22 protein-coding genes are annotated in these 23,612 nt (G+C 41.6%); 11 read left to right on the top strand and 11 right to left on the bottom strand.

The features are described from left to right. Window positions 1-12 precede the first annotated feature (12 nt). The 5 genes from BIZ38_RS01500 (at window position 13) to BIZ38_RS01520 (ending at window position 7,060) form a co-directional block, all read left to right on the top strand. The gene (locus BIZ38_RS01500) at window positions 13-2,259 is read left to right on the top strand and encodes a hypothetical protein (RefSeq protein ID WP_187489376.1); all 2,247 of its coding nucleotides are present in this window, start codon (window positions 13-15) and stop codon (window positions 2,257-2,259) included. A 567-nt stretch (window positions 2,260-2,826) separates the two neighbouring features. Further along, a complete protein-coding gene (locus tag BIZ38_RS01505; protein ID WP_152967131.1) occupies window positions 2,827-3,432 on the top strand; it encodes a hypothetical protein in 606 nt (201 codons plus the stop codon). A 380-nt stretch (window positions 3,433-3,812) separates the two neighbouring features. Then, window positions 3,813-4,058, top strand: coding sequence for a YfhL family 4Fe-4S dicluster ferredoxin (locus BIZ38_RS01510; protein WP_054553587.1), 246 nt, complete (start codon window positions 3,813-3,815; stop codon window positions 4,056-4,058). 88 nt (window positions 4,059-4,146) lie between these two features. Further along, complete coding sequence (locus BIZ38_RS01515; RefSeq protein WP_187489377.1) at window positions 4,147-5,466, top strand: methyl-accepting chemotaxis protein; 1,320 nt, start codon at window positions 4,147-4,149, stop codon at window positions 5,464-5,466. A gap of 277 nt (window positions 5,467-5,743) precedes the next feature. Beyond that, the gene (locus tag BIZ38_RS01520) at window positions 5,744-7,060 is read left to right on the top strand and encodes a methyl-accepting chemotaxis protein (RefSeq protein WP_054553640.1); all 1,317 of its coding nucleotides are present in this window, start codon (window positions 5,744-5,746) and stop codon (window positions 7,058-7,060) included. Window positions 7,061-7,062: 2 nt separating this feature from the next. Here the strand turns inward: BIZ38_RS01520 and BIZ38_RS01525 are convergent, their stop codons facing one another. Together BIZ38_RS01525 and BIZ38_RS01530 are read right to left on the bottom strand one after the other, a co-directional pair. Continuing rightward, the gene (locus tag BIZ38_RS01525; RefSeq protein WP_054553589.1) at window positions 7,063-7,314 is read right to left on the bottom strand and encodes a TIGR03643 family protein; all 252 of its coding nucleotides are present in this window, start codon (window positions 7,312-7,314) and stop codon (window positions 7,063-7,065) included. Window positions 7,315-7,359: 45 nt separating this feature from the next. After that, entirely contained in the window at window positions 7,360-8,244 is an 885-nt protein-coding gene (locus tag BIZ38_RS01530; protein WP_138599182.1) for a LysR family transcriptional regulator, read from the bottom strand. Between the two features lie 102 nt (window positions 8,245-8,346). Here BIZ38_RS01530 and BIZ38_RS01535 point away from each other — a divergent pair, with 102 nt between their 5' ends. From BIZ38_RS01535 to BIZ38_RS01545, 3 genes are all read left to right on the top strand, one after another. Continuing rightward, window positions 8,347-8,976, top strand: a complete 630-nt coding sequence (locus BIZ38_RS01535) for an NAD(P)-dependent oxidoreductase (RefSeq protein WP_138599183.1) — start codon at window positions 8,347-8,349, stop codon at window positions 8,974-8,976. A gap of 68 nt (window positions 8,977-9,044) precedes the next feature. After that, on the top strand, window positions 9,045-10,067 hold the full coding sequence (locus BIZ38_RS01540; RefSeq protein ID WP_187489378.1) for a Kelch repeat-containing protein: 1,023 nt from the start codon (window positions 9,045-9,047) through the stop codon (window positions 10,065-10,067). Continuing rightward, window positions 10,064-10,780, top strand: coding sequence for an SIR2 family NAD-dependent protein deacylase (locus BIZ38_RS01545; protein ID WP_187489379.1), 717 nt, complete (start codon window positions 10,064-10,066; stop codon window positions 10,778-10,780). The genes BIZ38_RS01540 and BIZ38_RS01545 overlap by 4 nt, the downstream gene beginning before the upstream one ends. Before the next feature lie 37 nt (window positions 10,781-10,817). Here the strand turns inward: BIZ38_RS01545 and BIZ38_RS01550 are convergent, their stop codons facing one another. Next, window positions 10,818-12,410: a carboxylesterase/lipase family protein gene (locus BIZ38_RS01550; protein ID WP_187489380.1), complete on the bottom strand. Its 1,593-nt coding sequence runs from the start codon at window positions 12,408-12,410 to the stop codon at window positions 10,818-10,820. A 253-nt stretch (window positions 12,411-12,663) separates the two neighbouring features. Between BIZ38_RS01550 and BIZ38_RS01555 the strand changes: the two genes are divergently transcribed. Beyond that, window positions 12,664-13,275 (top strand): MarC family protein, encoded by a 612-nt coding sequence (locus BIZ38_RS01555; RefSeq protein WP_054553595.1) that lies wholly within the window; start codon window positions 12,664-12,666, stop codon window positions 13,273-13,275. Window positions 13,276-13,315: 40 nt separating this feature from the next. On the opposite strand, the gene BIZ38_RS01560 is transcribed toward BIZ38_RS01555, so the two are convergent. Next, entirely contained in the window at window positions 13,316-14,314 is a 999-nt protein-coding gene (locus BIZ38_RS01560) for a DUF4382 domain-containing protein (protein ID WP_187489474.1), read from the bottom strand. 229 nt (window positions 14,315-14,543) lie between these two features. Here BIZ38_RS01560 and BIZ38_RS01565 point away from each other — a divergent pair, with 229 nt between their 5' ends. Beyond that, on the top strand, window positions 14,544-14,984 hold the full coding sequence (locus BIZ38_RS01565; protein WP_054553598.1) for a hypothetical protein: 441 nt from the start codon (window positions 14,544-14,546) through the stop codon (window positions 14,982-14,984). A gap of 37 nt (window positions 14,985-15,021) precedes the next feature. Here BIZ38_RS01565 and BIZ38_RS01570 read toward each other — a convergent pair whose 3' ends face one another. The 6 genes from BIZ38_RS01570 to BIZ38_RS01595 form a co-directional block, all read right to left on the bottom strand. Then, window positions 15,022-16,710: a methyl-accepting chemotaxis protein gene (locus tag BIZ38_RS01570; RefSeq protein WP_187489381.1), complete on the bottom strand. Its 1,689-nt coding sequence runs from the start codon at window positions 16,708-16,710 to the stop codon at window positions 15,022-15,024. A 98-nt stretch (window positions 16,711-16,808) separates the two neighbouring features. Beyond that, window positions 16,809-17,318: a GNAT family N-acetyltransferase gene (locus BIZ38_RS01575; protein ID WP_054553600.1), complete on the bottom strand. Its 510-nt coding sequence runs from the start codon at window positions 17,316-17,318 to the stop codon at window positions 16,809-16,811. 3 nt (window positions 17,319-17,321) lie between these two features. After that, window positions 17,322-18,665, bottom strand: a complete 1,344-nt coding sequence (astB, locus tag BIZ38_RS01580; protein WP_187489382.1) for an N-succinylarginine dihydrolase — start codon at window positions 18,663-18,665, stop codon at window positions 17,322-17,324. A 48-nt stretch (window positions 18,666-18,713) separates the two neighbouring features. Beyond that, window positions 18,714-18,944 carry a helix-turn-helix domain-containing protein gene (locus BIZ38_RS01585; protein ID WP_054553601.1) on the bottom strand — a complete coding sequence of 77 codons (231 nt, stop codon included), beginning with the start codon at window positions 18,942-18,944 and terminating at the stop codon, window positions 18,714-18,716. A gap of 735 nt (window positions 18,945-19,679) precedes the next feature. Beyond that, on the bottom strand, window positions 19,680-20,693 hold the full coding sequence (locus BIZ38_RS01590) for a zinc-binding alcohol dehydrogenase family protein (RefSeq protein WP_187489383.1): 1,014 nt from the start codon (window positions 20,691-20,693) through the stop codon (window positions 19,680-19,682). A gap of 93 nt (window positions 20,694-20,786) precedes the next feature. Next, window positions 20,787-21,218: a MarR family winged helix-turn-helix transcriptional regulator gene (locus tag BIZ38_RS01595; RefSeq protein ID WP_054553603.1), complete on the bottom strand. Its 432-nt coding sequence runs from the start codon at window positions 21,216-21,218 to the stop codon at window positions 20,787-20,789. A gap of 123 nt (window positions 21,219-21,341) precedes the next feature. Here BIZ38_RS01595 and BIZ38_RS01600 point away from each other — a divergent pair, with 123 nt between their 5' ends. Then, window positions 21,342-21,770 carry an organic hydroperoxide resistance protein gene (locus BIZ38_RS01600; protein WP_054553604.1) on the top strand — a complete coding sequence of 143 codons (429 nt, stop codon included), beginning with the start codon at window positions 21,342-21,344 and terminating at the stop codon, window positions 21,768-21,770. 27 nt (window positions 21,771-21,797) lie between these two features. Here the strand turns inward: BIZ38_RS01600 and BIZ38_RS01605 are convergent, their stop codons facing one another. Then, on the bottom strand, window positions 21,798-23,531 hold the full coding sequence (locus BIZ38_RS01605; RefSeq protein WP_187489384.1) for a GMC family oxidoreductase: 1,734 nt from the start codon (window positions 23,529-23,531) through the stop codon (window positions 21,798-21,800). Between the last annotated feature and the right edge of the window lie 81 nt (window positions 23,532-23,612).

The following is a 23,612-nucleotide window of genomic DNA, read 5'->3' on the forward strand; positions in this document are numbered from 1 at the left end:
ACAAGGGATAGTATGAACAGAATTACTGTTAGGTCGCGTCAGTGTGGTGCAGCGACAATCACTATTTTACTCTTAGTGGGAGTGTCAATTTCCATTGCTGTTTTAGGTTCACTTCATTATATCCAAGGTTCTCAAAATCAGAGTTTAACCATGCATGCGCAAACACTAGCCCAACGAAAAGCTTGGGTTGGAGTAGATTTAACAAAAAAGTATTTAAATGCTCTTAACAGCTCTCAATTGGAAGAATTAATTGATTCATTACCACTTAAAGCAGAAGTTGGACAAACACAACTGACACTCAAGCCAAGCGTCAGTGACCCAAATATTCATCTCTCCCTATTTAAAGAGGAAGTGGATGATAAAACATATCTTTATGCTGAAGTGAATGCTGAAGCGGCAAAGGGGACAAAAGCTTACTCTAACTCATCAATTGAAGCTGTTTTTGAGCTTCAACATACAGGCACCAAGTCACCAATAAAATCATGTTCAATGGTTCGTACAGCTGTTCTCAGGGGAGCAACTGACTTAACAGGAGGTGGAACAGACTTCTTGTCAGGTGATGCTCTCTCAGATATCGCTGTTGAAGGCAACTTGACTCTCACAAACTCTTCAAAAAGTGGTATTTCTGGTTGTGTGAGCGGTGATGTTTATATGAATGGCGGGGGAATAAAACGTAATGCAAACCTGTATGTCGGTGGTCGCTTTACGCTTGAGAGCATGTCAACGCCTGAACATGTGGGCGTTTGGGCGCGTGATATTGATATTGGTAATAGCGGTAAAGGGGTCTATGAATACCTTCGAGCTGGTGCTTTTAGTGCAGAAGTGCTGGATGATAGTGGTAATTTGATTGGAACGACTGGTATAGGTGGTAAGCTACTTAACGATGCTGAGTCCGCAGGCTCATCGAAGGATCTAGGAGTTTTATTACCGTCAAAGAATCTAAAATTTGTGGTTGAAACGACCTCTGGTGGGCGATTACTTGTTGACTTAAGCGATGCCAATATTGAGAACTCAACTGGATTTGTGAGCGGGTTTGCAAGTGAGGTTTTAGATGGTGATGATTCTTTACCTTCTGTAATACAGTTCGTCACTACTGGAGTCCTCGGGGGAAACATCGATATTTTCACCCTTACAGTTGGAGAACTATGGGGGCAAAAGATAGTAAGTGATGGATATGGCGCTAATTATACAAGTGTTTTCTCAAATGGTGATTTTAGCGTAGGCACTGGTAATATCGGTTCGCTGATTGGTGGTGGTAATCTACGAGCGAATAAAGGTGGATGTAACAGTGATTCCAATTGTTGGAACTTACCTAAAATTCTTAACCCTAGCCAAATTGCTGGAGAGTTAAGTATTGGTGATTATCAAGGTAATGCAACGCTAAATAATCTAGTCCAAAAAATGACTGGAATTAACTCTAGCTTGCCTGGAGTGCCGTATTGCGACACAAGAGTAGCTAAAGTGGTTGCTGATGACTATAAGGCTTCAGCTAACTATATTTTTGAGGAGGTTGATGGTAAACGTCATTTAACGATTCAAAATGTAAGTTTAGCTGATGGAACAAGCCTTGATGGTGTTTATGATCTCCAAACAGATGAGCTTCGTTTTTTTGGAGCTCAACCTTTTCTTTCATGTGGATGGGGAAGTGGGCATTGTTTTCGAAACAACGAAATTTGGGAGTTAAATGGAATTTCTTCTTTTCCACCAGGAATTGCATGGTTTGATAGATCGTTAAAAATTAATGGTGTTGGCAGTAATGATGCCGTAAATAATGTAGGTAAAAGTTTACTAAATACATTTGTTACAACAGGAGATCTAGAGCTAACCTCTTCAGGGCATGGAAAACTCATAGCGCCAAACTTTAATCCTAGTGAACTATGCAGTGGTGGAATTGTGCCAACAAATTTATGCACCCCTGACGGTAAATTGGTTGGAGATGAAGAGGCTGGTTTAGCTCTTGCTAATTCATCAATCATTTCGCAAGGAGGTTTAAATGTACAAGGGTGGGTTATAGATGGTCATGTGACACTTGGTGGAGCTGTAACGACCTCGGGTTCCAAGGTTTTTATCAATGGTGGTTTAGTTGTTGGCTCGAATGCACCGGCGAGTGTGTCAGTAGGAGCAGGTGGTTTAGAGGTCAATACACAGGGTTTGTCGCAAGGTCAGCTTCAAAAAGATTGTAGTACTCAAACCGGCGGTAGCTCTGAAAGTGGGTGGCAACTGAAATACAATACGCCAATCTGGACACGATATTTATAGCGAGCTGAACTATAATAAATATCAGAAAAACTAAAGCACTATATAAATTATCCTCAGGGCCTCAGCTTAAGAGCATTGGTATCATGGCTACTTCTTACAAATTTCGTCGAGTTTAGTATCAAATGTTAAGGGGCACGATTTAATCAGTTTTTATTAGGAAAGTGGGTTTTAAAAGGCAATTAAAGTATCATTAAGTGCCTCTCTTCTATTATCCCAAGAAGAATCTGCGTTTAACTCATTTTTGCCCCAAGACGAGTTAGGATAAATGCTCTCATGGCTGCTTTGCGCGTGCAAATATATAGTTGCTTATTTAGCCAAACTTAGGTGTAATGAAAGTATAATAAACGCTGAGCAATGCAGGCCGAGCTTACATAACACTAACTAACCTGATTAAACTAGCTAGGAAAGTGAGAGCCTCAAAAAAGCCTAGTTTTTATAAGTAAAGCCATAGCATAGACAATACCAACTCTGACACTCCGAGCAGGTAACAGCTCAGTCCAACAACCGATTATGCAACACAAACTGCGTGTCGCATAAATACTAAAATGTTAGTTAGCAAGGGAATTTATGCGATTATATTTACTTATTTTGTTGCTTTTATTCTCCGTCGAAAGCCTTTCCAATGTACTTGTGAAAAGCGAACATTCTGTACCTGTGGGGATGGCTGAATTAAATACATTCAAGAAAACCTGCGGAAACAAATGTAGCTTTACTGGGTATATCAATGTCAACAAACTGCATTTTAGTGAAGATGTAGAGTCAGGTGCTTTTTTATTGGTGCGAAGCGAAGGTGGGACAAAATCATTTTCGGTTGGCATTAAAGCAAATGAAGATGATAAAAGCGCTGAACTGGTTGTTATGTTTAATGATGGTAAAAATAATTCTGACTCTATCGTTTTAGCAAAGTCATCGTTAAATGCTTGGGAGGGTTTCTTATTATCATGGCACGATAAAGAGTTACTAATTGAAAATTTGCGCAGCGTAAAAAAGATAGGCTTAAACAACACACCTTATTCACAAATTGAGAAATCTGGGATTACATACCAAACTACGCTGACTTTTAGTCCAGATCACATTGCATATATGTTTATGGGCAGTGATGCGGAAATGTGGATCGAAATGAAAAACCAGAATTATAACTCTAGCTGGAAAGAGCGGTATGATAAAAACTAACAAAAGAATTATGCCGTTGAGCAAGCTCAACTGTTACGCGATTTCGTCGCGCACCATACTCAGGAGTTACCGAATAAATACTCTAACGTGTTTTTGTCCAGTAACGAGTTATTATTTTATTAATGCTATTCATACTTAAAACATACATAGTCACCAAACCTCTCACTTATCTCATCACATAACTTAGTTCGGTAGATAATCCCACTACATTACAGCTGTAATAATGCTCTCGGAGAATCTTAACTACTTTTAAATTTGATCTAGATCAAAGAAACTTCATTCGCAGCAATCTATATTACGCGGCTGCAATTTTCGCTGCTTTTTGAAATCTAGGTTGGCTTTTAAAGGCAATACTCCACCATCGGGCTTAAAGGTGTGTCATGGCATTACTCATCAATAACAAATGTATTAACTGCGACATGTGTGATCCTGAGTGCCCGAATGAAGCTATTTATATGGGTGCAAAAATCTATCAAATCGATCCTAATAAATGCACTGAATGTGTTGGGCATTATGATAATCCTACCTGCGTTAGTGTATGTCCTATCGACTGTATTAAGCCCGATCCTAATCATCGTGAAACGTTAGATGAGCTTGCTGAAAAATATATTAAGCTGACTGAGTGAATTAATAATAAAATTTACAGCTTATTAGTACACCTTGATTCAAATGTTCTACACTTACTTTAATGCACGTTAATCTCTTGAGGATCCTATGTTTTTCAGTAAGTCAGTAAACTCTGAGCTTGTATCGTTAAAGACTGAGTTATTTCATCTACAGCAAGTGCGTGATGGCTTGAATGAAGAAATGATTTCGCTTAATGTACTTGAAAGCGGCGAGGTATCCTATATAAATCAAAACTTTACCAAAGCACTTGGCTACGATAAAGATGCGTTCCCTGGCACGCACTTATTTGACATCATTACAAATGAGTCCAAATCTACTGAACAATTTAGCCAATTCTCTTCTGCTTTAGAGCATTCTAAGCACTGGGTTGGGGCGCTGCAGTTTTATCACAAAAGTGGTAAAACAGAGTGGCTTAGAATTATTTCGCACCCAGTAAAAGGTCCTCAAGATCAAATTCTATTTTTCGCAATTTATGCCACTTTACTAACCGATACAATTGCTACCGCAAGAGAGCATAAAGACATTATTAAAGCGTTACACCGTGCTATGGCGGTTATTGAATTTGATTTAGAGGGTCATGTTTTAAGTGCAAATAGTCATTTTTATAATGCGATGGGTTACTCCGAAAAAGAGATAAAAGGTAAACATCACAGAATGTTTTGCGAACCAGAAGAAGCAAACTCTACTGAGTATGAGCAATTTTGGCAGCGTTTAAAAAATGGTGAGTACATAGCGTCTCGCTTTAAACGTGTTGATAAGTTTGGTAATACCGTTTGGCTTGAGGCCTCTTACAATCCGATTTTTAATGATTTTGGGGATCTCTATAAAGTAATGAAATTTGCAACTGTGATCACTGAACAAGTGAATCGTGAGCATGCAATTTCTCAAGCGGCAGAGATTGCTTACGGTACCTCAACAGGAACCGACAAACTCGCTGTAAAAGGAGCTGAAGTACTTAAAAACACAGTGGCTGTTATGGATGAACTTGCTTTACAGATGGAGCAAGCGGCGCAAGAAATCGCAGCCTTAGATAAGCAGTCGCAACATATAGCAAGTATTGTACAAAGCATTAGTAGTATTGCTGATCAAACTAACTTATTAGCGCTTAACGCTGCAATTGAAGCAGCTCGTGCAGGTGAGCAAGGCCGTGGTTTTGCGGTGGTTGCAGATGAGGTTAGGCAATTAGCATCTCGGACATCTAAAGCAACTGAAGAGATTGTGGAAGTTGTTCAGCGAAATCAATCATTAACTCAAAATACAGTAAAGGTTATAGAACAAGGGAAAGTCAAAGCAGAGCAAGGTCTTGCTTTGTCGAATGAATCAGGACAAGTAATGGAAGATATTCAACATGGAGCACAGCAAGTTGTTGATGCGGTTGGCCAGTTTGCTAACCAGTTAAATAAGTGATTCTAATTTGCATTAAGCCTTAGGCATCTGCATTGATGCAGCTGTAGAGTATTATAAGCAACCTAATAACGAAATTTTGCTGTGTTATCAATGCGGTTTAATTTCCTTAAAGCTCCTCCTATTTTTTTGCGAATTGGAAGGAATACCTTGTCTCACTTCTTGAAACTCCATATCATAGAAACATAGGGATATATTGTAATAGTTTAATATTCAGTAACTTTTTAAGTAAATGAGTTCACTGTTTGAATTTTAATTTAGCAATGAAGTGATGTACCCCATGTTTTCTACCAAGCCACTAAAAAATAAAATAACCAATCTTGAAGACGAATTATTTAGGGTTTCTCAAATAAAGCAAAATCTTGATGAGCTAATGCTTACATTAACGCTTGATGGCAAAGGCTGTGTTATTGATACTAATCCCCAAGTTCAAATTGAACTGGGTTTTAGCGCAAACCAACTTGATGGGATTGCATTACTTGATTTAGTGCCGCAATTGGCGCGAAAAACAGAACACTATCTGAACTTTAAACACGCACTACAAAACAAAAAGCCATGGGCAGGAGCCGTTCAGTTGGTCAATGCTAAAGGTGAAGAGGCTTGGCTAAGAGTGTTCGTTCATCCTGTGGTAAATAAGCAAAACCAATTTCTTCATTTTACATTGCATGCAAATGCATTAACACGCACGATTGAATCGTCACGCGAAAACCAGGACTTAGTAAAAGCAATTCATCGCTCTATGGCCGTAATCGAGTTTGATTTAACGGGTCATGTATTAAAAGCAAATCAGCAATTTTTACTGGGTGTGGGCTATAAAGAGCACGAAATTATTGGTAAACACCATAGTATGTTTTGTTCACCTGAAGAAGCAAGCTCATCAGAGTACGCGGCATTTTGGCAGAAACTACAAAAAGGTGAGTTTGTTTCCTCTCGATTCAAACGTGTTAATAAGTATGGTGATCCCGTGTGGTTAGAAGCCACATATAATCCTGTGTTTAGTGAACAAGGGGAGCTTTATAAGGTTGTTAAGTTTGCAACGGTGATTACTGATCAAGTAAATCGTGAAATAGCTGTGTCTCAAGCAGCTGACATTGCTTATAGTACCTCGACTGAAACTGATCAAATCGCTCATCAAGGGGCTGAAGTACTCAGTAATATGGTTAGTGTTATGGATGAACTTGCAAATAAAATGGAACAAGCAGCAAATGAGATCACAGCACTTGATAAACAGTCTCAGCAAATCGCAAATATAGTTCAAAGTATCAGTAGTATTGCTGATCAGACAAACCTATTAGCGCTTAATGCAGCGATTGAAGCCGCCCGTGCTGGCGAACAAGGAAGGGGTTTTGCTGTTGTTGCTGATGAGGTAAGACAGCTCGCTTCACGTACTTCAAAAGCGACTGTTGAAATTGTTGATGTTGTACAGCAAAACAGGGCACTGACTCAAAATACAGTTGAAGTTATAGAACAAGGTAAGAGCAAAGCTGAACAAGGCTACAGCCTAGCAACTGAATCTGGCAAAGTTATGTCAGATATTCAAAATGGCGCACAAAAAGTGGTCGATGCGGTTGGTCAGTTCGCTGACCAACTTAAATAGTGTTACCTGTGCTTATATTGAGTTTTGCAATAACCTCTTAAAATATCGGGATGGCGAAGTTTAATATGTTTACTTTGTCTCCCTGATACGCGCTTTCGCCAGAGTTTAAAACTCGAGCTCGTTAATTGCTCACGCATCAGTGCAATAACGTTTTTTTCATTTAAACCAAACTGTTGGTTTATTGCTTCAAACGGGGTTCTGTCTTCCCACGCCATCTCTATGATGCGTGATACTTCATGATCTAAGTGCTGCATTACGGCTCCTTTTTGTAGCTAATACGTATTTGCAGCAGGTTTAGATTATAAAATATCGTGTTGCCAGTGCTCTGCTAAAAAGTCGATGAACGCTCTCACCACATTTTGTTGGAAGTTACGCGATAAATACACCGCCCATAAGTGAGAGCCCATAGTAGTATGCTCTGGCAGTACTTTTACAAGCTCACCCGATGCCAAATAGTCATTGGCGAGATCGCATGGTAGGTGAGCCACCCCGATTCCTTGTTTTGCTGCTTTTAGAAGCACCCCCATATCGTTGGCAACAATGTTGCCCTTCACGGTCACTTTTTGTGTGTTGTCGCCGTGTTGAAATTGCCAAATAGTGTGTTTGTTATGAACAAGGCAATTGTGAACAGATAAGTCACTCGGCTCAAAAATCTGTGGGTGCACAGCTAAATAATCGTTAGAGGCACATACGGCGGTTGCGATATACATTAGCTTACGGGCAATAAGACCTTCATCGGGCTGGTGGATGTAACGCAAAGCGATATCAACGCGGTCATCAACCAGCTGCGATAAACTATCTGAAAGTAACAGTTCAAAGCGCGTCTGCGGGTGGCGTTTGGTAAACTCTTCGATGGCATCAAATAGCTTATGTTGGCCAAGCCCAATCGGGGAGGCAACGCGAATGGTACCTACCAATTCGTTGTTATGACTGTGTGCTCGGCTTTGTAAATCAGACACTTGATTTAATATTTGCTGGCAATAGCTAAGGGCTTCTTCGCCTTGAAGGGTCAAACTTACTTTGCGTGTTGTGCGATGAAACAACCTTAAATTTAGCCACTTTTCAATGTCTTGAATATGCCTAGAAACTTGTAATCGGCTTAAACCTAAATTCTCTGCAGCCTGAGTAAAACTGCCTGTACGGGCAACTTCGACAAAGCTAGTAATTGAAGTGAGTTTATCCATTGGTATCTTAAAATGAAACAATGTGTATCTATATAGTGTATTTATCAGTAATTGGTGAACAAGTAAACTGCAATCATTGAAACAAACAACGGAGAATTCCTCATGAAATTAGCAGTTATTGGCGCAACAGGTTGGATTGGCAGCCACATTACTTCAGAAGCAATCGCACGTGGTCATCAAGTTAATGCATTAGTTAGAGACGCAAGTAAAGTAACCCAAGATAACGTCACTGTGACTGAATTTGATTTAACTAAAGACGATATCGCAACTGCAGCTGCAGGTAGTGATGTTGTTATTGCGGCAATTGGTGGTCGTGCTTTAGGTAACCATGAAATTGTTGCAAACACGGCAAAGCAATTACTAAACTCGCTTGCAGGTACTGGCACACGCATTTTATGGGTGGGCGGTGCAGGTAGCTTAGAAGTGGCACCCGGTGTAACTCTGGTATCAAGCCCAGATTTTCCTGCTGAATACAAAGCAGAAGCCATTGCTCAAGGTGAGGCACTTGATGTATTTAGAGCATCAGCAGCAGATACAGCTTGGACTTTTGTATCACCGGCAGCGGTCATTTACCCTGGGGAGTCAGAAGGCCCGTACCGTGTTGGTGGCGACAGCTTCTTTACTGATGCAAATGGCGAAAGCAAAATATCAGTTACTGATTATGCTAAAGCGATGCTTGATGAAGCACAGTCGGCAGCGCATTTAAATCAACGTATTAGTATTGCTTACTAATAGCGAGCCTTTATTCAGGCTCATAAAATGGTATTCTTAAGAGACGTGTTAAGTTACCTGTTTAATTTATGAGCCTGTTATTTTCTATTGCACTTGCAACCATTCCTGCTTTACCTGAACCCGTCGCAAACAATGCTGTCGCCAAAGTTGTTATTGATGAACAAGCCTACTTCCTAAGCTTTATGGGCTTGAGCTCAGGCAAGGCACATACCGATGTTCATAATAAAGTGTGGGTCCTTAAAGTGGGCGACAACGCGTGGCAAGCGGCTAAAGCTGTGCCAAGTACATTGCCCCTTACTGGTCGTTTGGCGAGTACCGCAGTGGGTGTGGGTAAGCATGCCTATGTATTTGGTGGGTATACCGTTAGCGCCGATCATCAAGAAATCTCTACACCCGATGTATATCGCTATGATGTGCTCTCTAATTCATATACGCAACTTGCCAGTATGCCTGTTCCGGTGGATGACAGTGTGGCACTTAAGTACCAGCAGCGTTATATCTATTTGGTCAGTGGTTGGCATAACGATGGTAATGTTAACTTAGTACAAGTGTATGATACGCAAACAGATACTTGGCAACAGGCTTCGCCGTTTTTAGGTCAACCGGTGTTTGGCCAAGCAGCGGCAATTAGTGGAAACACTCTATTGGTGTGTGATGGCGTTAAAACACAGGCGAATGCTGATAAGCGCCGCTCTTTTGCTGCGGTTGCACAGTGTTTAAAAGGCACGATTGATGCTGATAACCCATTAAAAATAGATTGGCGTACCGTGCCGCACCCTACAGGTGTTGCCCATTACCGTATGGCAGCAACCAGTTTTAATGGCGATATTTATATGATGGGCGGCTCTGGTAACCCATATAACTACAATGGCATGGGATACGATGGCAAACCAGCACCAGCGAGTGATCATGTTTGGCGCTTTGATGTTGACAAAAACACCTGGCAGGTGATGCCAAAAGCCGATACCGCGAGTATGGATCATCGAGGTTTATTAGAGCACCAAGGAAGTTTGTATCGTCTGGGTGGTATGGACAATAATCAACAAGTGACAGCCGATGCCCTTGGTTACAAGGTAAAGTTATCTCTATGAATACACTCTATATTACTGGAGCGGGAGTGAGTGCCGCTAGCGGTATACCAACCTTTCGTGGTGAAGATGGTTATTGGACCATTGGTAGCAAAAATTATACGCCGATGGAAATGGCAACCCGTGCTATGTACCAAAACAACCCTCGCGAATTTTTAGCTTGGTATTATCATCGTTTTGCAACCTATCGCCATCACGGCCCTAATGAGGTGCATCATTGGTTGAGTGATAAAAATCTCATTACGCAAAATATCGATGGCCTTGATGGCAAAGCGGGAAACACTGATTTTATTGCTATTCATGGTCGCTTAGATCAAATGACACTGTTTCACCATCAAGGTGACGATGTGATGGCTTTTAACGCACCGTGGGATAAAGTCAACGAAGACAACCTCCACCACTCCTTGCTTGAGGTGTTCAATATTAATAATGAAAGCCCCAAGCTAAACGAATCGTTTAAGCCGTACGTGTTGTTATTTGACGAATACTACACTGAGCTTTATCGAATCTCTGAGGCGCAACAGCGTATGCTCGATGCCGATAAAATCGTCTTTATCGGCACCTCGTTTAGCGTCAACATTACGCAAATGGCACTCGATATTGCACGCAGTCAAGGCACGCCAATTGAAGTAGTAGACCCAGATCCTACTCATGTATTTCATCCTAATGTGACATACCACAAGATGACAGCGCTTGAGTATGTTCAGCAGCAATGATAAAAATAAGGCGCTTATTAAGCGCCTTATTTAATTATTACTTTTCAGCTTTTGTTGCTGTGATGTTTAACCGCGCTTGTAAGGGGTCCGGTAAAAACTCTGCAGTCCCTGACTTACTCATTTGCAGTATAAAAGATTCATCATTTTGATATGCTTGCCAAGTCGGTAAACCTGGGCCATTTGGCGTGCCTAATTTAATAAAGTTCGTCACATAACGGTGCATTATTTTAGCGGCTTGCTTATCTTGCTCAGTGGTAACGTGCCCATATTTAGCAGCCACAGTATTAAAGAAGTACGGAATTTCGCTGGCGTGCTCTGCACCAGGTTTATCTAAAGTTTGCGCCACATAACCAAATCGATACAAAAAGGCATCATTACCCATATCTGTCACACGCTTTGCAACGAACCTTGCTGGCTCTTGCATTAAAGCGTCTTGACCAACTTGGTAATTAAGTAAGGGTAAAGGCATTTGGTCATTTGCATCGTAAGTCATTTTTGCTTGTGTACTGTGCGGGGCAAAACTTGCGAATAGCGCCTCTTTAGAGGCAAAATTAGCAAAGCCTAAATCCATATCTGTTGTGCCAACCATAGTCGCGACATGGCTAAATGTGCCTTTACTCAAGCGCGCTTCAGTCGCCGAATTGATAATAGTGCCATCAATAATTGGCCCGCCAACGTACGTAGACTCATCATTATTTTGTCGATTTAATGTGCTCAAATTTAGGTTATCAACCACGTCTTCGGCAGATAACTCACGTAGTGCAGCAAGGGCATTTTCATCACTGCCTAAAATGGTGTGTTGTTTAGCAAAGTTTTCGCCAATTTTTTCGGCGCTTAATACGGTGTCGTCATCACTATTAAGTGGCAACTGCTTAAATAGCTCTCGTCCGCCCGCTGACATAATAATCGCTCGCTGGAATAAGCCATTAGCTGCAGGGGTTTGCATCATCGCATGTACCGATGCGCCTCCTGCAGATTCACCCATGAGTGTCACTTTTGCAGCATCACCACCAAATTGAGCGATATTTTGTTTCACCCATTCAAGTGCCGCAATTTGATCCATTAAAGCGTAGTTGCCAAGCGCATCGTTCTCAAAACGACTCAGAGCAGGGTGCGCAAAAAAGCCAAATCGGCCTAAGCGATAATTAAAGCTAACAAAAATAACCCCTTGTTTAGCAAAGCTCTCACCTGAATAAACAGCAGGTGATGCGCCACCATTTACAAAACCACCCCCGTGTATCCACACCACAACAGGGTAAGGAGTATCGCTGGGTTTAGTGGGTTTAAATACATTTAAATAAAGGCAATCTTCCGAAGGGGTTGTTGTCAGCGGTGCTGCATCGGCTGCAAACGGCTTTTGCATACAGTCAGGCGCGTAATCGTTAAGTACTTTTACATCTTGCCACTTGGGCACAGGTTGCGGCGCTCGCCAGCGTAACTCTCCCACCGGAGCTGCAGCATACGGAATGCCTTTATAGGCAATAAAACGTCCTTCTTTTTGCCCTTGGATAAGCCCGCCGGTGACGGCAATTTGATCTGATTGAGGTTGTTCTTGGCAACCTTGCAAAAATACAGCAGAGCCTAATAGAAAAGATGAGTAAAAAATCGATTTGAGAATACGCGATGTCATAACAAAGCCTAGGCTGTTTGGGTAAGGCTTATAATATTAACATATTCAGATAGTAACAACGAGAAAACCAGCATAGCTACAAGGGGAGGCTATGCTGGTTTTAGTATTTGGCTAATAAAGAGTTTTCCTGTCATTAAATCGTTACAAAAAGGCTCTAAAAATCTGCAGCTCAATAACTCAAGGATCTGTGTAATACTTATTAGTGCAAAAAATTGCTAATGTAAAAGGAGTGCATTCTCATTTTAAGGTATATATGTTAGATAAAGTTTTGCATGATTTTTTAGTCATTTGGGCAACAATAGACCCTATCGGCACAATGGCGTTGTTTGCTGCTTTAACAGCTAAATTGCCTGCCGATAGGCGGCGAAAGACTGCTTTTAAAACGGTGGGTTATGCTGCCATTGTATTAATTGGAGCGATTGTCATAGGGCAGTTGCTGTTAACTGCAATGGGTATTAGTTTGTTGTCGTTCCAAGTTGCTGGTGGCATTATTTTATTTCTGTTCGGTCTACAAATGATTTTTGCTGAGGAGGCCCAGCAAGGTGATGTTGAGTCACAGCACGATATTTCTGTATTCCCTTTAGCAATTCCCGCAACAGCATCGCCGGGTGCAATTTTAGCGGTTATTCTAATTACCGATAACCATATTTATAGCGTTCAGGAACAAGTAATTTCGGCAATAACAATGCTGGTAGTGTTATTGATCACTTTATTATTGCTGTTATTAAGTGAGCGAATTTTGAAAGTTATTGGGGTTGGCGGTGCATCGATACTAACGCGAATTATGGGGTTAATTTTAGCTGCATTATCTGTTGAGTTTGTGATGGAAGCACTAGGAGTCGCTAAATGGGTGGCCAATAATTAAAAAGCCCGCAGTGCGGGCTTTTTAATGGGGTATGCCAATATTATTCAGAAACAGTGAAAGACACGTCTAAGTCTTCACCCGATGTTACTGTAATTGGTTTTACTTGATAAAGCGTAAATGCTTCGTCTTGCGTTTCAGCGTCATCAATATGCGCTGCACAGGTATAAGCAAGTTGATAGTCACCTGGTTGAATGAACGCAAGTTCAAATTCGAATTGGTTATCTTCGCTATCGAACACAACATCTGCCGTTGCAAGAGGTGCATCTAATGGTGTTTCATCTTCGTTAACTTCATAATTGTCCATTGGCATTTCAACATCGCTGCTATATAGGTAAACAGCATGACCGAATGAGCCATCTTCGAGTGCGATATCGATATTATCTGTTTCACAGTTTGCGATGAGTACGTCGCTAACTGTGCCTTCGATATCTTCAGATTCAGCAAGGTTTTCTAAGCGAACACCGCGTGGTTTTAAGAAGATCTCATCATTATTTTGTGGATCAACTAATGACTTTTTAAGGTCAAATTCAATAACAAAGTCGTTACCAGCTTGGTTTAGGGTAAAGCCATCAAGTTGAATTTCACCGATACCATCGTTGCCTTTACGTTTAACAACCAGTGGTGCAATGCTGTCATCTTCGTAAACAACATGCGAAGTCATGGTTAAATCGTTTGTGTCACCATTGATCACATCTGCACGGATCCATTGATATTCGCCAGCAGGCACTTCTTCATCTTCTAATAAAGAAAATACATCATCACCTGTATAGTCTAATAAGTTAACCATTTCGGGCATGGTTTCATCATCATCTTCACGGGTCTCAAACGTGAATTCTTCACCACCTTGGGTTTTCAATGTGATTGAATCAAACACAACATTTACAGCTTTTAAACCTGTCACTGGTGCATCAGACACACCTAATGTGAACTGTGCAGTTTGCGGCTGAGGATCAACCGAGTCGTTCTTGTCGTTATCTGAGCCACAACCAACAAGTGCAAATAAAACGGCGCTGCTAAGTAATGTAGTTTTAAAGTTCATCATTTCTTCCCTTTGTGTTCTAAAAGTTTATTAGCAGTGTAATAACTAAAACTTAATGTAACTTGAATTGCTAATAGTAAGTTTCGATTAACACCTTTGTACCTTTTATGTAACAAGCTGAAAGTCAGAATAAAAAATAACTGCAAATTTAGAATGCTTTTAAGGTAAATCCATTTTTCTTCCACATTTTGCTGACACCATGACAAAAAATAAGAACCTAGGAACGAAAATGAAGGTTATTGACTTGGAAAAGCGCTTTGAGCTTATGAGCTGGGCATTATTAAGTGCAGTAAATATGCTTTTACTAGTGGGGTTTATGAATAGTAAATCGGAGGTAAGTAATTTACTTTTTAGTTTTTTGTTGTGCTCTGTTTCATTACTATTAGCTGTACTTGTATTTAATTCAAAACGCAATTTAACGGTATGCCGCCACGGTGTGCATTACCGCAACTTATTCGGGCAATGCCGCCATATGCATGCAAGACAAGTGCAATTTATTCACCATTACTCGTTTTTTGGTTTGCGATTAGTGCTTGTTATGGGCGAAAAATATATTTGCTTTGCGCCGTTTTACAGCCTTAATGACAAACACCAACAACGCTTAAAGCGCTACGATAACGATTTGTTTGATTGGTTAAAGAACTTACAAAAGACCAATGACTTTTGTTAAGCAGGCACATTTACCTGCTTAACCATGGCGCTAGATATTAGGTTTTATAACGACTTACATTTTGTTCTAACTGAGTTGCTGTGCCTGTCAGCTCGTGCATGTACGATGTGGCTACATCGGTATCATTGGCGGTTTTATTCGCAATATCGACAATGGTCGTCATGTTTTGGTTAATCGCTTCAGACACTGATGTTTGCTCTTCAGCAGCTGTGGCTATTTGTGCATTTTGTGACGTGATAGTGTTAACCGAAAGCAATACTTCATTGAGTGCTTTTTCGACTTCGCCCGCTTCATTAACACTGGTTGCACTGCCTGATTTGATTGACTGCATAATGTTATTTACAGTTGTTGTTCCTTGTTGTACTTGCTCAATCATCGCCTCTATTTCATGAGTGCTATCTTGCGTGCGTTTTGCAAGCGTTCGCACTTCATCAGCCACCACCGCAAAGCCACGACCCGCTTCACCAGCTCGGGCAGATTCAATTGCCGCATTTAGTGCTAGTAGGTTTGTTTGCTCGGCAATGTTTCTGATCACATCAAGCACACTACCAATTTGACTCGATTGTTGATTAAGCTGATCGACCGCATTCGCCCCTTCATCAACTTGTTTAGCGAGGCCGTTAATCACCTTTATGGCAATGAGCAACTGGTTGTTAGCCTGTTTGACTAAATGATCGGCATGCTCAGCAGCCGTTGAGGCCTCTTGCGCACTGCGTGCAACTTCCATTGACGCCGCCGACATTTCGTTTATTGCGGTTGCAACTTGTTCACTTTCTTCATGTTGGCGATTAATACCTGCGTGCATATTGGCAAGTAGCTCGTTGAGCTTATGTGACGCTTGATTCATCGATTGCGATGATTGGCGAATATCAATAACCATTTTACCAACGTCATCGGCAAAGCGGTTAAATGAACTGCCAAGCTTGCCCAGTTCATCGTCTCGTTTCACCATTAAACGTTGGGTTAAATCACCATCACCTTGTGATATATCGTTCATTGCTAGTACGGTTGTGTGCAAAGGGCTAGTAATACTGCGCGATACCACCACTGCAATAGCTGCGGTAATTGCGACAGCAAATACAGAAGCGATGATGGTGTTTATAAAGGCATTATCGATACCTTCATTAACGCGTTGTTCTGTCGCTGCGACTTGTTGCTCAAGACCACTGATCCAAAAACCTGTTCCTAGCACCCAATTCCATTTTGGTACCAAAGCGGCATAGCCGAGCTTAGGATTCACACTGCCATTGGTATTTTTCCAAGAATACTGCACATAACCACCGCCGTTCTTTGCAGCATCAATCAGTTCTCGAATGAGATAAACCCCATTAGGATCTTTGAAATCATAAAGGTTTTTACCCTCAAGAGAGGTGTTAACCCCATGGGCAATGTTGACACCTTTTACATCATAAACAAACACATAGCCAGTATCGCCAGCATCATCAAAACGCAAATTACGTAAAATGCTTTTTGCTTGGTTTTGTAGTTGCTCAGTATTAGAGCCATCATCTTGTGCGATGAGGTTAGCAATCGAGCTCATGGCAATTTTTTGGTAATTGCTAACTTCAGACTTACGGTCGTTTTCCATTTGTGTTGCAAAACTTTCAACGGTTTGTGCACCACTGTGTTTTGATTGCACATAGTTGTAGAGTGTCAGCATAATTGCAATGAGTAGGGGGGGAAGTAGGGCTAGAAAGAGTACCCGTTGCTGTATTGATAGCGCCATTTATCGCTCCTAATAAAAATCCGCAGTACTAGTTTAGTACTTTTAAAAAGTTTTATTAGTCGACTTTATGGTTAGATCGATAGGCTATTGAAGCTGGTTTATGCGACTTGTTTATAAAAATACACTGTTGCATCAAATTCACCGGAGGAACTTTTCGCAAATCCAGGAATAGTGCCAGCTTCAATATAATCGAGTTTACGATACAAATATGAGGCAGTGTCACCTTGGCGGGTATCAAGTAATAGTAATTGAATACCTAAAATACGCGCGTCGGTCTCTAAGCTATTCATCAATTGTTTTGCAATTCCTTGGCCTTGATATTCGCTGTGCACCATGAGCTTTTCTACTTCACCGCGGTGAGCGCCATTAGCTTTGGCGCATAAAGAAAGCTGTACTGAACCAATCACCGTATCACCATTTAGGGCAAGGTAAAGCCTACGGTAAGGCGTTGCTAAATCTCTATCAACCCCTTGCCAGTAGTCGTGTGCTGACTGTAATGATAAAGGAGCAATAAAGCCAATTGACGCGCCACTGGCCACGCTATCAATCAGCAAATTATTGAGGGATTTCGACACCCCTTTTATAGAATGCACTGCTTTAATTTTCATTATTTATTCTTGTTGAAATGGATACACAGAACCTAAATTAAGTAAGCTGGTTAGCTCATCAAGTGCCTGATAGCTTTCGGTTAAAAGCATCGGATCGGCAAAGTCATCACTACTTAACGAGTCACGATAATGCTTATTCGCCCAATTTACTAGTTGGGTATATTTTTCTTCGCTGAATCGTACTGCCGGATTAACCGCGGCTAGTTCGTCAGTATTGAGTGCAACACGCAAGCGTAAACAAGCAGGGCCACCGCCATTTTGCATGCTTTGGCGCAAGTCAAAAAAGCGCACTTGCTGAACAGGGTTATCAGCCAAAATCATTTCTTGAATGTAATCGTGAACAGCTTGATTGTGCTGACACTCTTTAGGGGCAACCAGTATCATGCTGTCATCACTTAAGGTAATTAATTGGCTATTAAATAAATAGCTGCTTACAGCATCTGTAATGCTCACTTTATTGGTTGGCACTTCAATAATATGTAGCGGCTTGTTGCCAAGGTAGGCTTGTTTAATTTGTTTCAGCGTATCTGCTTGGTGCAAAAAGGCTTGTTCGTGGCATAAAAGTACATTGCCATTGGCCACAGCGATCACATCGTTATGAAAGACACCTTGATCTATCACATCAGGATTTTGTTGAATAAATAACTGATTTTCTGGCTTTAGCTGATGCAAACGGGCAACTGCTTGCGAAGCCTCAAGAGATTGTCTTGCAGGAAATTTAACAGGTTTTGGTAAGGCGCTATTAAAACTACTTGCCCCATAAACAAAGATCTCAAGCCCTGTATCTGCATGGCTGTCGCATAATCGATTATGATTTGCGGCGCCTTCATCACCAAAAAAGCCTTGAGCAGGTAAATGCGTATGATGGCTAAAGTAACGCTCATCGTTAAACATGGCTTTTAATAATGCTGTAGTTGTAACGGGTTCTAGCGAGCGGTGAAACTTATTATTTAAGTTAGCAGCCGTAAAGTGTACTTTGCCATCAAGGGTATCGGCTGAAGGCGAGATAGTGCCAGCATTGGCTGTCCACATGGCCGATGCACTGTAACAAGCTCGCAGTAAAACTGGGTCGGCTTTAAATGCTTTTTCAATAATCTGGCTATCGCTGCCTGTAAAGCCCAGTCGTTTTAGTACGCTAATGTCGGGGCGAGCATGAGGTGCAAAGATACCTTGCTCTAGTCCTAACTCGTGCATCGCCCTCATTTTTTCAAGGCCTTGTAGTACAGCCTCTTTAGGGTTTGAATGTGAAGAGGCGTGACTTAGTGAAGCGACATTGCCATACGATAATCCCGCGTAATTATGGGTAGGCCCCACTAAGCCATCAAAATTAACTTCTACTGCGTGCATACTTAATCCATCATTATTGTGCATGTATTTTAACCATACAGAAGTTATTTAGCTGAAGCCAGCTAACTCTAATTCGACATGACGCAAACTTTGTTGAAGGCGTTTCTGAGTAGCAATTAAATACGCTTTTTGTTTGTTCTGTTTAACTTGTTGCTGTCGTGCAGCTTTATATAACACACGCTTAGGAATGTGGTACTGCTCAGACGCTTCGGTGATTGTCAGTTGGTGCACCGAAATTTTTTTTAGCGCTTCAATAAATGCAGGATCATTATTTAACATAGCGACGCTCCAAATCAGCAACATTATGCGGATCGTTTGCTTCATGTATATGCCATGTGCTGATGTCTAATCGCCAAAGTAGATAAAGAGTGTGAAAGAAGTTAGTCACGTTAGTCTCCTTGTTAGTGCCAGTTCATACTCACTATTGGAAGATCTGTGCCAAACCTTTATTAAATTTATATGCGTTAAAAATCAATAATTTAACTCATGGTGGTTTGGGTGTCCCTAAAATCAGGCACTAAAATAGTGAAAGGCAAATGCAGTAATGCACTTTAATGATGCGTGCTTTTATTGTTGAACGAGGAAATACGCGATGTGAAATCGCTGCTACCTACTCGTATCTATTTCTCGTAGGAATGACTTTAGTCATGAATAATTAACCACCACACAAAAGTAAAACCTTGGCCGTAGGCGTGAAACTTGTTTCGCGCGCCAAGCAAGCGTGACGCCTACAGGTAGCAGCGGCTTTATGCCGCGATATTGGTTAGGTAGGGGCGATACGAGAATAAAACGCGATGTGAAATCGCTGCTACGTGCTCGCCCCTCACATCTCGTAACTTGAATCTTAATTTTTTGTTTCGCGCGCCAAGCAAGCGTGACGCCTACAGGTAGTAGCGGCTTTATTCCGCGACATGGGTGAGGTCGGTGCGATACGAGAATAAAACGCAATATGAAATCGCTGCTACATGCTCGCATCTCGTATCTCGAAACTCGTACCTCGTAACTTTCCCTTCGTTACTCAAACCCTTCCAACACAAGCTTTCCGCGAGCTTTGTGAGATTCTAAAATCCCATGGGCTTTAATAAGGTTTGCTACGTTTATCTTACCTAAATGCTCACCCAATGTTGTTTTAATTGTGCCGTTATCAACCAAGGTGGCAAGTTCTGATAGAAGCTGATGCTGGGCAATCATATCCTCTGTTTGGAACATTGAGCGGGTATACATAAACTCCCAATGCAACGAAATACTTTTACGCTTTAACTTCAAAATATCAAAGCTTGCAGGGTCGTCGATCAGTGCCAATTTACCTTGTGGCTTGATCACTTCCATAATGCTATCAAGGTGTTGGTCGGTGTGCGTTAAGCTCACTACGTAATCAAATTCATTCAGGTCGGCCGCAAGACGTTGCTCGTTAAGGTTTTTGCTATGATCAAGCACATGATCAACACCTAAACCTTTAAGCCAGTTGGCGCTTTCTTCTCGTGCGGCGGTACCAACAACGGTTAAATTGGTAAGCTGTTTGGCAAGCTGCACTAAAATTGAGCCTACACCACCTGCGGCACCTATTACTAATACAGAGGCTGGCTTATTGTTCTTTGTCTTTTCGATCTGTAAGCGGTCAAACAATAGCTCCCATGCCGTAATACTTGTTAAGGGCAGGGCGGCTGCTTCACTATTACTCAGGCTTGTTGGTGCAAGACCGACAATGCGTTCATCAACAAGTTGCAACTCAGCATTACTGCCTTGGCGCGTTAAGTCGCCAGCATAAAACACACGGTCACCGACATTAAATAACGATACTTTGTCACCAACGGCTTTAACCGTCCCCACGGCGTCCCAGCCAATAACTTTGTAGCCATTGTCTGGTGAAACATTAGCGCGAATTTTAGTATCTACAGGGTTTACTGAGATTGCTTCTACGGCGACAAGAATGTCGTGACCTGTCGCAACGGGATCAGCTAATTCAATCGCTTGTAGTGATGAGTCAGATAACGTTGGGGTTGCTGTAGTGTATCCAAATGCTTTCATAATGGTGTCCGTATTGATGAGTTTTAAACACTATAGCGTATAGAATTATATTAAAAAGAGGTGTAATCCAAATTCACTTTCAAATAATTTTTGTTAATTAAGGTCACTATTTACTAAATCGAGTAATTCAATTAGTTGCAGTGCTTGTTGTTCGTTAATGCTCGGGAAGCGACAACGAATTTGCGACGGTATCTCAGCGGCTTGATCTTGCATCGCCTTGCCTTTGGCTTCGAGCTGCACGAGTCGTTTGCGTTTATCATGGCTATCCTTAGTGATTGACAACAATGCTTTATCGCTCATTTTTTTCAAAATTTGCGTCATCGCACCGCCATCTATGGCGGTTTTTTCAAGTAACTCAGCAATACTGATCTGATCTTTTTCCCACAGCGCCATCATAACTACGTACTGTGGGTAGGTTAAATCTAATTGATTGAGAGAATCTCGATACGCACGGGCAATCCCATTCGATGCCATATACAAGCGGTGGCATAGCTGGTTATCTAATTTTAGTTGTGGGTATTTCATGCACGATCCTCAAAATTCAACACGAGTATTTTAATTTGCATGCAAAGTATTTGCAATCCCGAAAAAGCTGATCTAATATACTTTGCATGCAAAATATATTTTCACTCAATTAGGAGAGTAATCATGAAAGAACTACAAAGCGTCGCATACACAGCAAAAGCAACAGCAACAGGTGGCCGTGAAGGCACAGCAAAATCAGACGATGGTCGTTTAGATGTGGCACTATCAACTCCTAAAGGGTTAGGTGGTGATGATGGTCAAGGTACAAACCCTGAGCAGTTATTTGCAGCTGGTTACGCGGCTTGTTTTATCGGCGCATTAAAGTTAGTGGCAGGCCAAGCAAAAATTAAATTACCAGCAGATACCCACATTAACTCTGAAGTATCAATTGGTCCTATCGAAGGTGGCTTTGGTATTGCAGTTAAGCTTGCGGTATCGGTAGGTGATCTTGATAAAGACACCGCTCTTGCACTGGTTAATAAAGCGCACGAAGTATGCCCATACTCAAACGCAACACGCGGTAACATTGCTGTAGAGTTATCAGTGATCTAATCGCTATTTACCAAAATAGGCCGTGCTTTATACACGGCTTTTTTGTTTTTCAGCAATCGATTTTGCTAAATCGCCTGAACCAGTAAGTGCTGATACTAGACCTTCGCGTGGTTCACTAAATTGTATTGGCTTTATCTTGCTTGCTCGGGCTGCATCGAATACCGGTATTTGGCTCATTGCGTATTCCGACAATGCGGTAATGGTTAATGATGGGTTTACCCCTAAATTTCCGGGTATGATTGAGCCGTCAATAACACGTAGGTTTTGATAGCCGAACACTTCACCTGAGCTATCAACAACGCCGTTAGAGGCATCAGTGCCCATGGCGACTCCACTCATTATATGCGCCGTCATTGGGGCACCAAAGAGCACTTCAGTTAAGGCTGAACCGGGCACGCCACCGAGTTTTTCGGCGTAGAGTTTGGTTGCTTCTTCTGCTTTTGGAAAACTAACGCTAAGCGGCGTGTCATTGTCTTTTTGCACCGCAGTAATGCTGTTCTTAAATAACCGATACCACTTGCGTCGCCATTCAAGGTGAATAAACGCCTCGGATTTTTGCATCACCAAAAATACAATTGAGCTGCGGGCTTTGCCTTTTGGCCGCAATACTTTAGCTGTTTTTATTGGATGGCGCAGTGTATTCACTAAAAACTTAGCAATACGCTTGAGGCCTTTGCCTGTCACCATAGGAACGTAAGGTAAATATAGCCATGTGCCATCAGCGCCTTCTCTAAACCGGCAAATTTCAATGTTGGTGTCTTTGTCGACCGAAATAAATGAGCTGATCGCAACGCCATCATCAACTTTTTTAGTGGTATTGTTCGCGGTGGTGAGGGTTTCTGAGTTAGTGCGAATTTGCTGGCCTAGCCAAGCTGAAATATTGGGCAGTGTTTTGTCTTTATCGCGCATTTTTAAAAGCAAAGGCACGGTGCCCATGACCCCTGCGCTTAGCACGACGCCCCGTGTTGTCAGCGTATAAATATGGCTATTGCGATGGCTGGTATCTTTAATTTTAATTTTGTATCCGGCGCTGCCATCTGCATTAAGCGGGATGATTTTGATTACTTCAGAGCTAGGTCTTATTTCTACACCGTTGCGTTCGGCAAAGTACAGGTAATTTTTCATTAAAGTATTTTTGGCATTATGGCGACAACCAATCATGCAGCTACCACAGTAATGGCAGGTATTTCGCCTCGGACCATCGCCATTAAAGTATGGGTCGGGTAGCTCTTTTTTATAGGCTTCGCCGGGTTTTGCAAAAAGCACCCCGGTGTTCACGGTTTTGAATGAGTCGCCTTGCCCCATCTGATCAGCAATGTCTTTTAGTGTGTGATCGGCAACATTGGTATAGGTATTTTTGGCGCTACCTAACATGCGCTGTGCAAGGCCATAGTAGGGCAGGAGGCTGTCTTTCCAGTCTGATTTTATCCGTGTCCAAGCAGGAGATTGAAAGACTTCATCATCAGGAATAAGGTGCACATTGGCATAAATTTGTGAGCCACCGCCAACACCAACGCCATGTAACACTGCGACTTTGCTGGTAAACGAAAATTGAATGCAGCCTTTAAGGCCAATTTCTGGCTGCCACATATAGTTTTTGATATCTAGGTTGGTCTTTGGAAACTCTTTATCTTCGCGGCGAAGACCTTTTTCAAGTACTAAAACCCGGTTACCTTTTTCGCTTAGGCGAAGCGCACTCACAGAGCCACCAAATCCCGAGCCTATAATAATTTGGTCAAAATCAAATGTGTGTTGCTGCATTGTTTTCGCCTATTGGTGTTTATTATTAATTTAGCTGATTATTAACTTACTTTTTAATTATTAGAAATCATACTTTTTTTA

Origin of the sequence: Pseudoalteromonas sp. BZK2 (genome assembly GCF_014349195.1) — a bacterium.
GTDB lineage: Bacteria > Pseudomonadota > Gammaproteobacteria > Enterobacterales > Alteromonadaceae > Pseudoalteromonas > Pseudoalteromonas simplex.